The 9,311-nt window shown below is 64.1% G+C and carries 11 protein-coding genes and 1 tRNA gene; 10 read left to right on the forward strand and 2 right to left on the reverse strand.

Translation table 11 applies throughout. The annotated features are described in order from the left end of the window. Positions 1-239: 239 nt before the first annotated feature. Positions 240-314, reverse strand: a tRNA-Gly gene (locus ACR2J1_RS07755). A 210-nt stretch (positions 315-524) separates the two neighbouring features. Between ACR2J1_RS07755 and trxA the strand changes: the two genes are divergently transcribed. From trxA to ACR2J1_RS07770, 3 genes are read left to right on the forward strand one after another with little or no spacing between them, the layout of a single operon-like run. Further along, a complete protein-coding gene (gene trxA, locus ACR2J1_RS07760) occupies positions 525-1,442 on the forward strand; it encodes a thioredoxin (RefSeq protein ID WP_434018761.1) in 918 nt (305 codons plus the stop codon). A gap of 21 nt (positions 1,443-1,463) precedes the next feature. Continuing rightward, positions 1,464-2,141 (forward strand): LON peptidase substrate-binding domain-containing protein, encoded by a 678-nt coding sequence (locus tag ACR2J1_RS07765; protein WP_434018771.1) that lies wholly within the window; start codon positions 1,464-1,466, stop codon positions 2,139-2,141. Positions 2,142-2,164: 23 nt separating this feature from the next. Further along, a complete protein-coding gene (locus tag ACR2J1_RS07770; protein ID WP_434018762.1) occupies positions 2,165-2,371 on the forward strand; it encodes a Trm112 family protein in 207 nt (68 codons plus the stop codon). Between the two features lie 10 nt (positions 2,372-2,381). Here ACR2J1_RS07770 and ACR2J1_RS07775 read toward each other — a convergent pair whose 3' ends face one another. Further along, the gene (locus tag ACR2J1_RS07775) at positions 2,382-3,617 is read right to left on the reverse strand and encodes an FAD-dependent monooxygenase (protein ID WP_434018763.1); all 1,236 of its coding nucleotides are present in this window, start codon (positions 3,615-3,617) and stop codon (positions 2,382-2,384) included. A gap of 132 nt (positions 3,618-3,749) precedes the next feature. Between ACR2J1_RS07775 and tesB the strand changes: the two genes are divergently transcribed. From tesB to ACR2J1_RS07810, 7 genes are all read left to right on the forward strand, one after another. Next, positions 3,750-4,613: an acyl-CoA thioesterase II gene (gene tesB / locus ACR2J1_RS07780; RefSeq protein ID WP_434018764.1), complete on the forward strand. Its 864-nt coding sequence runs from the start codon at positions 3,750-3,752 to the stop codon at positions 4,611-4,613. A gap of 221 nt (positions 4,614-4,834) precedes the next feature. Next, positions 4,835-5,173, forward strand: a complete 339-nt coding sequence (locus tag ACR2J1_RS07785) for a P-II family nitrogen regulator (protein ID WP_434018765.1) — start codon at positions 4,835-4,837, stop codon at positions 5,171-5,173. Positions 5,174-5,189: 16 nt separating this feature from the next. Then, positions 5,190-6,533 (forward strand): ammonium transporter, encoded by a 1,344-nt coding sequence (locus tag ACR2J1_RS07790; protein ID WP_434018766.1) that lies wholly within the window; start codon positions 5,190-5,192, stop codon positions 6,531-6,533. Positions 6,534-6,702: 169 nt separating this feature from the next. Beyond that, positions 6,703-7,002 (forward strand): hypothetical protein, encoded by a 300-nt coding sequence (locus ACR2J1_RS07795; RefSeq protein ID WP_434018767.1) that lies wholly within the window; start codon positions 6,703-6,705, stop codon positions 7,000-7,002. Further along, a complete protein-coding gene (locus tag ACR2J1_RS07800) occupies positions 6,989-7,708 on the forward strand; it encodes an aminotransferase class I/II-fold pyridoxal phosphate-dependent enzyme (protein ID WP_434018768.1) in 720 nt (239 codons plus the stop codon). The genes ACR2J1_RS07795 and ACR2J1_RS07800 overlap by 14 nt, the downstream gene beginning before the upstream one ends. A gap of 59 nt (positions 7,709-7,767) precedes the next feature. Beyond that, complete coding sequence (locus tag ACR2J1_RS07805) at positions 7,768-7,905, forward strand: hypothetical protein (RefSeq protein WP_434018769.1); 138 nt, start codon at positions 7,768-7,770, stop codon at positions 7,903-7,905. A 21-nt stretch (positions 7,906-7,926) separates the two neighbouring features. Further along, positions 7,927-9,311: DNA translocase FtsK 4TM domain-containing protein (locus tag ACR2J1_RS07810; RefSeq protein WP_434018770.1), on the forward strand; the 1,385-nt coding region annotated here is incomplete at its 3' end.

Consider the following 9,311-nt stretch of genomic DNA (forward strand, 5'->3'; position numbering starts at 1 on the left):
CAAAGCCGCGCATCTCCAGAATCGTCGATGGCGAGAAGCTAATTCGAGCAGAGTACAAGGCGTTTCGGGAGCGTCAGTTCGAAGTGTTGGCAAGCGCACACAGGGATAAGATTATTAGCGAGATCGAAAGGGCTAAGTCAGCGCCGTCTGGCGAATGAAAGTCGAACAGATTACGCGGACAGGCCGCGGACACGCGCCCGGCGGAGCGCTCCGATCTTGGGCTAAGTGTTTGATGATTTTGGAGCGGGCGATGGGATTCGAACCCACGACCCCAACCTTGGCAAGGTTGTGCTCTACCCCTGAGCTACACCCGCACTCCAACCGATCGTTCGGGGACTAACGATCTAGTTGATCACTCGCCCCTTGTCTAGCGCCGTTCGGACGCCGCTAAACTTGGCGCGGCGCGATGGGTCCGCTAGACGTTTGGCCATGCTTGCCGACCGACCGACCTCCGCACACCGCGACCCAACGCCCCTCTTGGCGGGGTCCACGCTAGGCGCTAGGGTCCGCCTCAGGCCACGACGATGAGTATCGATACCCCCATCTTGAGTGAAGGCGGCGCCGGCGGAGCGGGCGGCGACCTTGTCAAAGACACCACCACGCAGGACTCCATGCGCGACGTCATCGAGGCGTCGCAGGCAGTCCCGGTGCTCGTCGATTTCTGGGCGCCGTGGTGCGGTCCCTGCCGCCAGCTCACGCCCGTGCTGGAGCGGCTGGTGCGCGCCGCCAAGGGCGCCGTCAAGCTCGTGAAGCTCAATATCGACGGGCATCCGCAGATCCCATCGCAAATGGGCGTGCAGTCGATCCCAGCCGTATTCGCGTTTCAGGATGGCCGGCCCGTCGACGGCTTCATGGGCGCGCTGCCGGAATCGCAAGTCAAATCCTTCATCGCGCGGCTGACGGGCGACGTATCGGCCGATCTCGCCGCCGTGCTCGAGGCTGCCGAGGAGGCCTTGGCGGCAGGCGACGTCAACGCCGCAGCGCAAACATTCGGCGAGGTCCTGCAAAAGGATGCCGAGAAGCCGCAGGCAGCGGCGGGGCTCGCCAAATGCTACATCAAGACCGGCGATCTGGTCCGCGCCGAGCAGACCCTCGCCCTCGTCCCGCCTGCCAAGGCGGACAGCGCCCCTGTCGCAAGCGCCCGCGCCATGCTCGAGCTCGCGCGCAAGGCCCCGAACGAAGGCGAGGTGGATGCCCTGCGGGCAAAGCTCGCGGCGGATCCGCAAGACCATCAGGCGCGCTTCGATCTCGCGCTCGCTCTCAATGCAAAGGGCGACCGCGAAGGTGCCCTGGAAGAGCTGCTCTCGATCATCCGCAAAAATCGCGGCTGGAACGACGACGCGGCGCGCAAGCAGCTGCTACAGCTGTTCGAGGCCTGGGGGACGAGCGACCAGACGGCCGCGCTCGGACGGCAAAAACTGTCGTCGATCCTGTTTGCGTGAGCTTAGGAGCGGGCCTTGGGCGTGACCGAACAATATCGAAGCGCCGCCGACCTGCCCCAAGTTCTGCCGATCTTCCCGTTGCGCGGCGCGATCCTGTTGCCGCGCGTGCCTCTGATGCTCAACGTCTTTGAGCCGCGCTATCTTGCGCTGGTGGATTTTGCCCTCGCCGGCGACCGGCTGATCGGCGTGGTGCAGCCAAGCACGGAGACGGGGTCGGGTGAATCACCCGAGGGCAATAGTTTCGAGTTGCGGCGGGTCGGCTGTGTAGGGCGCATCTCGGCCTTCAGCGAGAACGACGACGGCCGTGTGGTGATCTCCCTTGCCGGCATCGCGCGCTTCGACGTTACGGGAGAGGCCGGCTCCGATCATCCGTTCCGCCTCTGTCAGGTCAGCTACGCGCCATACGCCGCCGACTTTCTGTGCGGGCATGGCGAAGAGGACGTGGATCGGCCGCTTCTCATCGAAACGCTCCGAAGCTATCTCACCGCCAATAGTCTGAGCGCGGATTGGGACCGCATCAACGGCGCGAGCAACGAGCGCCTCGTCAACATGCTGTCGATCTTGAGTCCGTACGGACCGGAGGAGAAGCAAGCGCTCCTGGAGGCTCCGGATCTGAAGTCACGCGCGGAGGCGCTGGTGGCGCTCGCCGAGATGGAACTTGCAACGCGAGACGACGGCTCTGGAACGTCGCTGCAGTGATGGACGCTGAAGGAGACAGGCCGATGGCGGACGAGAGCAAGACAAGCGGCGACCGGCGGCTCGATCCGAAGTTGCTCGAGATCCTGGTCTGCCCGCTCACGAAGACGCCGCTCGACTACGACCGGGAGCGGCAAGAGCTGATCAGCCGCGCGGCCGGCCTCGCCTATCCCATCCGCGACGGCATTCCCATCATGCTGCCGGAAGAAGCGCGGAAGCTCGACGGAAGCTAAAGGCTCCGGTCTAAATCAACTCGCCCTTTAAGAGCCGCGGCACCTCGCCGGCGGTGCCCGACGCCTCGCGCACGAAGAAGCGCTTCAAGGCAGGCGTCCGCTCGACGATGCCGAGGCCGAGATCGCGTATCGCGCGGAGCGGCGTGCTGTCGTTGGAGAAGAGGCGGTTTATGCCGTCCATCACGGCGGCGGAGAAGGCGCTGTCGAAACGGCGCCAGCGCTCGTATCGCTCAAGCTCGGTATGGGCACCGATATCGAGTCCGAGCCTTGCACCCTCGACGACGGTCTGGCTGAGGGCGGCCACATCGCGCAGGCCGATATTGAGGCCCTGACCTGCCAGCGGATGGACCACATGGGCAGCGTCGCCGATCAAGGCAAAGCGATCTGCGATGAAGCTGCGCGCAAGCTGCATGTCGAGCGGGAAAGGCTGGCGCGGGCCGGCGATGGCGATGTCGCCGAGACGATGCCCGAATCGAGTCGTGAGCTCGGCGAGAAAATTCTCGTCGCTGCCCCGCATGATGGCGTCCCCCCGCGTCTTATCCTCGGTCCAGACGATGGAGGTGCGGTTGCCGCTCAGCGGGAGCATGGCAAACGGTCCGGCGGGCAGGAAATGCTGAACCGCGCGGCCTTGATGCGGCTTGCTGTGCGCGACCGTCGTAACGATGCCGATTTGCGGATAGGACCAGCCGACGCATTTGATGCCGGCGCGTTCGCGCAAGCGCGAGCGCTTGCCGTCAGCGGCAACAAGCAGGCGTCCTTCGATGACCGCGCCGCTGCCGAGGGTGACCGCAACGCTATAGGGACCCGACTTGAAGTCGGCGACGGTCTCCGGCGCCAGCTGCGTGATAGCCGGCCTTGCAGCGACGGCGGCGGCGAGGGCGCTGTGAAGGCCCGCGTTCTCGACGATATAGGCGCCGGGTTGGCCGGGGCTCGGCTGATCGTCGAAACCGAGATAGTGCGAACGAAACGACGCGCCAAGCTCACTATCGGTGATGTCGATGCTGGTGATGGGCTGAGCGTCGCGTGCGACCGCATCCCATATGCCTAGAACGGACAAGAGACTCTTGCTTGCGGCCGATAGGGCCGAGGCACGGGCGTCAGGCTTTATTCCTGCCGGTCCCTCGGCATCGATGAGAGCGATGCGGAAGCCTTCCGGCGCTGCCTTGGCAAGGGCGAGGGCGAGGGCGCGCCCGACAAAACCGCCGCCGGCAATAATCACATCGTAAGGCGCGCCCGATCCTTGCATCGCATTCCTATAGGCGACCTTCGCGGGGGATTCCAATTACAGGAGCCGCAAGGTGGCGCGCGTTGCGTTTCGCTGGAGCGATGAAACTAGTAAAGGGCGGCGGATAGAAGGTACCGCAAGCGAGGTCCATGCATGAGCCAAGCCCTCGACCAACTGCTCGCCATCCTCGATCTGGAGCCGCTGGAGCGCAATCTCTTCCGCGGCTTGAGCCCGCAGGTCGGATGGCAACGCGTGTTCGGCGGCCAAGTGATCGGCCAAGCCCTTGTCGCCGCTTGCCGCACCGTCGAGGATCGCACGGCCCATTCGCTGCATGCCTATTTTATGCGCGCCGGCGATCCCGCGGTACCCATCATCTATGAGGTCGACCGCATTCGCGACGGCAAGAGCTTTTCCACCCGCCGCGTGGTGGCGATTCAGCATGGCCAGGCCATCTTCTCCATGGCGGCGTCGTTTCACCGCCAGGAGGAGGGGCTGAGCCACCAGATCAGAATGCCGGACGTGCCGCCTCCGGAAGCTTTGCCGAGTGAGGCGGAGCTGAAAGAGCAGTTGATAGACCGTGTGCCACCCGCGGTGCGGGCTTATTGGGAGCGGGAGAGACCGATCGAGATTCGGCCCGTAAACCTGACGCGCTATCTCTCGCCGCAGGAGCGTGTGCCTTCTCAGCAAGTTTGGATCAAGGCCACGGGGGATCTCGGGGACGACATGGCTCTGCACCAATCCGTGCTGGCCTATGCCTCGGATTTCACGCTGCTCGATACGGCGCTGATCGCGCATGGGCGCTTCATTTTCGACCCCGGGCTCATGCTCGCGAGCCTCGACCACGCCATCTGGTTTCACCGGCCCTTCAGAGTCGACGACTGGCTGCTTTACGCGCAGGACAGCCCAAGCTCGGCCGCCGGCCGGGCCTTTTGCCGCGGAATATTGTTCGCCCGCGACGGGAAATTGGTGGCGTCCACCGCGCAGGAAGGCCTCGTCCGCCAGAGAGACGGCCGCTAGAGCCTATAAAGTAGGCACTCATCCGTAATTGCTTATTCTACGGGCGTTAGCTTCGAGCCGGCTCCGGCCCTCGCGCATCCCGCCCGCGTTAAACTTCATTAAAAGCAACGGTTTGCTGCGGTGCCGCAGAGTTGGCACGAGGCTTGACTCTGCATGCAGGTTGGCACGGCTGGGACCATGAACGCCAAGAACCCGGCGCCGTAAACATGGAGGGGTTAGAGATGAAGCTGGTAATGGCGATCATCAAGCCATTCAAGCTCGATGAGGTCCGCCAGGCCCTCACTGAGCTCGGCTTGCAAGGCATGACCGTGACCGAAGTGAAAGGCTACGGGAGGCAAAAGGGACATACGGAAATCTATCGGGGCGCAGAATACGCCGTGAACTTCCTGCCGAAGATCAAGATCGAAGTGGTCATTCCGACTGCCTCTGTCGACAAGGCGGTCGATGCCATCGTTGCCGCTGCCAAGACCGGGCAGATCGGTGACGGCAAGATCTTCGTCGTTCCCGTCGAGCAGACGGTGCGCATTCGCACCGGCGAAACCGACGAATCCGCGCTCTAGAGGGGGAGGTAGAAGAATGGTGACCCTTGCCAAATATTTTCTGATCGCAGCCGCTGCGTTCGCTGTGCTGCTCTTGCATTACGTCGATCCTGCACTCGCGCAGGAGGCGGAGGCTGCAGCGGAGGCTGCGGCTGCGGCTCCCGCTCCGACGCTCGATACCGGCGATACGGCGTGGATGCTCACAGCCACGGCCATCGTCTTGATGATGACGATTCCCGGGCTCGCGCTTTTCTATGGCGGCCTGGTACGCAAGAAGAACATCCTATCGCTGGTGATGCAGTGTTTTGCGATCACCTGTCTTATCACCATTGTCTGGATGGTCGCGGGCTACTCTCTCGCATTCACCGATGGCGGTTCGCTCAATTCCTACATTGGAGGCTTCTCCAAAGTTCTGTTGAATGGGGTTGGGAAAGACAGTCTCACGCTCACGATTCCTGAGTCGGTGTTCTTCACCTTCCAGCTGACCTTCGCCATCATCACTCCGGCCCTGATCGTCGGCGCCTTCGCCGACCGCATGAAGTTCTCGGCGCTCGTGCTCTTCATGGTGCTGTGGTCTCTCATCGTCTATGCCCCGATCACGCATTGGGTCTGGGGCGGCGGGTTCCTGGCGGGCGCCGGCGTGCTCGACTTCGCGGGCGGCACCGTGGTGCACATCAATGCCGGTATCGCGGGCCTGGTCTGCTCGATCTATCTCGGCAAACGCTACGGCTACGGCACCGAAAACATGGCGCCTAGCAACCTCGTCTACAGCGTCGTCGGCGCCTCGTTACTGTGGGTCGGCTGGTTCGGCTTTAATGCCGGCTCCGCCGTGGCTGCAAACGCGTCGGCCGGCATGGCCATGGCCGTGACACAGATCGCCACGGCTGCGGCAGCGCTCGCGTGGATGTTCATCGAGTGGCTCGTGCACAAGAAGCCGAGCGTTCTCGGGATCATTTCGGGAGCGGTCGCCGGTCTCGTCGCCATCACGCCGGCATCGGGCTTCGTGGGTCCGACCGGTGCGCTTTGGATCGGCATCGCGGCCGGCCTTGGGTGCTTCTTCGCCTCGACGACGGTGAAGCGCGCCTTTGGCTACGACGACTCGCTCGACGTCTTCGGCATCCATGCCGTGGGCGGCATTATCGGTGCCCTTCTCACCGGCGTCTTCGCCGTGGAAGCCATTGGTGGAAAGCCGGGCCTGTTAGAAGGCAATCCGGGCCAGGTGCTCACGCAGGGTTACGGCATTCTCGCCACCATCATCTGGTGCGCGATCGCAACCTTCGCGATCCTCATCGTCGTGAACATCATCACGGGCGTGAGGGTGAGCCAGGCCACTGAGGTCGAAGGGCTGGACATCAACCTGCATGGGGAGGTGGTTCCCTAAACATTGCGCGCAACCAACTGAGGGAAAAAACGTTACGCGACACGAGCTGAAGTCTACATCCTCCCAGACTTTTGCTCACTTCAGCCCCGGCCTCTCGCCGGGGCTTCCTTTTATGGCCCGGCGCGAACGGCCCATTGCCGCCGCGGAACGCATCCCGTAACAGGGAAACGTGCCCTCCGACCTCACCAGCCTCGATGCCCTGGTCGCCTCTCCATTTGGCCGCCTCGCGCGGCTGCTGGAGGGTTTCGCGCCCGGCGCCGCGCCGATCGACCTGTCGCTTGGAGAGCCGCGCGCACCGCTTCCAGACTTCGTGACGCCGATCCTTGCGTCTCATGCCGGGGAGTTCAGCCGCTACCCGCCGATCAAGGGACTCCCGGAATTGCGGGGAGCGATCGCGGCCTGGATGGGGGCGGCGCTACCCGAATCTAGAAAGCAGGATCGATCCCGAGACGCAGGTGCTGCCCCTTAATGGCTCACGGGAGGGTCTGTTTTCAGCCATTTTTCCTGCGCTGGCGCGGAAGACCGTCCCGGGGCGCCCCCCCGTTCTCATCCCCAATCCGTTCTACCAGGCCTACGCCGCGGCAACGGCGGCCTCAGGCGCGGAGCCTGTGTTTCTGCCGAGCGGCGGGGATACAGGCTTTCTTCCGGACGTCGACACCATCGACACGGTGCTACTTGATCGCAGCATCGCCTTTTACCTCTGCTCGCCTTCCAACCCGCAAGGCGCGGTTGCCGATGCAGACTATCTCACGCGCGCCATCGCGCTGGCGCGGCGGCACGATTTCCTCCTGTTCGCCGACGAGTGTTATTCGGAGATCTTTACCGACGTCGCGCCGCCTGGGGCCTTGCAGACGGCCATGAGCGCCAGCGGCAGCCGCCAATGTCGTGTCCTTCCAGTCCGCTCTCCAAGCGATCCGGCCTTCCCGGCCTCCGATCGGGATTCGTTGCCGGGGGACGCGTCCTTCATGGCGCCTTTCCTGCGCTTCCGGAATGTCGCCTGTCCCCAAGTGCCGCTGCCGATCCAGCATGTTTCCGTCGCGGCGTGGGGAGATGAGGTCCATGTGGAAGCGGGACGCGCCCTTTACCGGCGGAATTTCGAGCTGGCCGACCGCCTCCTTGCGGGCCGCTATGGCTACAAGCGCCCTGCGGGGAGCTTTTTTTGTGGCTCGACATGAACGCCAGCGGCGGCGGGGAGGCCGCGATGAAAACCCTTTGGAAAGGGTGTGGTGTCAAAATGCTCCCGGGCAGGTATCTCGCCCACGGGGAAGCAGACGGGATCAATCCAGGCATGGATTTCGTCAGGGCCGCGCTCGTGCATGACGCCGAAGCCACGAGCGCGGCGCTGGCGCGTATCGTCGCCACTTTGGGTTAGGGAATGGCCAGCAGAACACGAGTGAAAGAGCGGCGCCGGCTCTTGCCGGGCGCTGTCGAAACGGGCTTGCGTCGCCTCGTCCTTGGGACATACGGGCTCGTCATCCTGGCGGTTTCTTGCGGCGCCTGGGCGAGCCTCGCCACCTGGTCGGTGCACGATCCAAGCTTCAACAACGCCACGCGCGCGGCGCCCAGCAATCTCCTCGGCGGCTGGGGGGCTGTGCTTGCGGACCTCACCATCCAATCCTTGGGGCTTGCCTCCATCATCCTGTTCCTACCGCTCGCGGCCTGGGGCTGGCATCTCGTCTTCCGCACCGCGCGGACGCGGCGGCGCGCGCGCCTGCTGGCACGGCCGGCAGCGGTGGTCCTGCTCGCCGCGGCGCTATCGGCTCTGCCGCAGCCAAAGAGCTGGCCGCTGCCGAATGGTCTCGGCGGCATCCTGGGCGATCTTTTCATCGCCGCCGCCCATGTCATCGGACCGTTTCTGCCGGAGGCCGCGGTGTCCTTCGTCGCCGGGCTCGTCTTTTTCGGCGTCGGCATCATGCTGCTCCTCTTTGCCTGCGGCACGAGTACATCAGCGCTGCTGGCGCTGTGGGCGCCGCGCAGCCGCATCCCGAGCGAATGGGCGAACGCGTCCCTCGGCGCCGCCATGCATATCGCCATGCGCACGCGCGCCACGCTTGGCCGTTTCCGGCGGCGTCGCGACGAGGAGCCTGAATTCCTGGACGAGGAAACGGAAGACGAGTCGAGCGACGAGGCGTGGACCGAACGGGCGTTCATCGCCGATCCGGACGGTCGCATCGAGCCATCCTTCGATGCCGTGCCGGAGGGCTACGACGAGGATGAGGAGTCCGACGAAGACGAGTATGGCGACGACATCACCGAACCCGATTACAATATCACGCGCCTGAACGGGGCCGCCAAGAGGAAGAAACGCTTCAGCGGCCGCGCGCAGCACGACGAGGAACCTTACGAGGCGCCACCTTTCAAACTCTTGCAACCGCAGCCGCGCAGCCGCGGCCGCGACGTCAGCGATGAAGTCCTGCACGAGACGGCGCGCGAGCTCGAAGGCGTGCTCCAGGATTTCGGCGTCAAGGGCGAAATCACCAATGTCCGTCCCGGTCCCGTGGTCACGCTCTACGAGCTTGAGCCCGCGCCCGGCACTAAATCCTCGCGCGTCATCGGCCTCGCCGACGATATCGCGAGATCCATGAGCGCGATCGCAACGCGCGTCGCCGTCGTTCCGGGCCGCAACGCCATGGGCATCGAGCTCCCCAACGACACGCGTGAGATCGTGATGCTGCGCGAGCTCATGGAGTCGGACGACTTCCAGGATACGGACGCAAGACTCGCGCTCGCGCTCGGCAAGAATATCGGCGGCGAGTCCGTCATCGTCGATCTCTCACG

The sequence above is a fragment of the Methyloceanibacter sp. genome, from assembly GCF_050999895.1.
GTDB lineage: Bacteria > Pseudomonadota > Alphaproteobacteria > Rhizobiales > Methyloligellaceae > Methyloceanibacter.

Coding starts and splice junctions, on each gene's coding strand:
- tesB (WP_434018764.1), top strand. CDS start 3,750: ATGAGCCAAGCCCTCGACCAACTGCTCGCCATCCTCGATCTGGAGCCG.
- ACR2J1_RS07805 (WP_434018769.1), top strand. CDS start 7,768: ATGCTCCCGGGCAGGTATCTCGCCCACGGGGAAGCAGACGGGATCAAT.
- ACR2J1_RS07785 (WP_434018765.1), top strand. CDS start 4,835: ATGAAGCTGGTAATGGCGATCATCAAGCCATTCAAGCTCGATGAGGTC.
- ACR2J1_RS07790 (WP_434018766.1), top strand. CDS start 5,190: ATGGTGACCCTTGCCAAATATTTTCTGATCGCAGCCGCTGCGTTCGCT.
- trxA (WP_434018761.1), top strand. CDS start 525: ATGAGTATCGATACCCCCATCTTGAGTGAAGGCGGCGCCGGCGGAGCG.
- ACR2J1_RS07775 (WP_434018763.1), bottom strand. CDS start 3,617: ATGCAAGGATCGGGCGCGCCTTACGATGTGATTATTGCCGGCGGCGGT.
- ACR2J1_RS07770 (WP_434018762.1), top strand. CDS start 2,165: ATGGCGGACGAGAGCAAGACAAGCGGCGACCGGCGGCTCGATCCGAAG.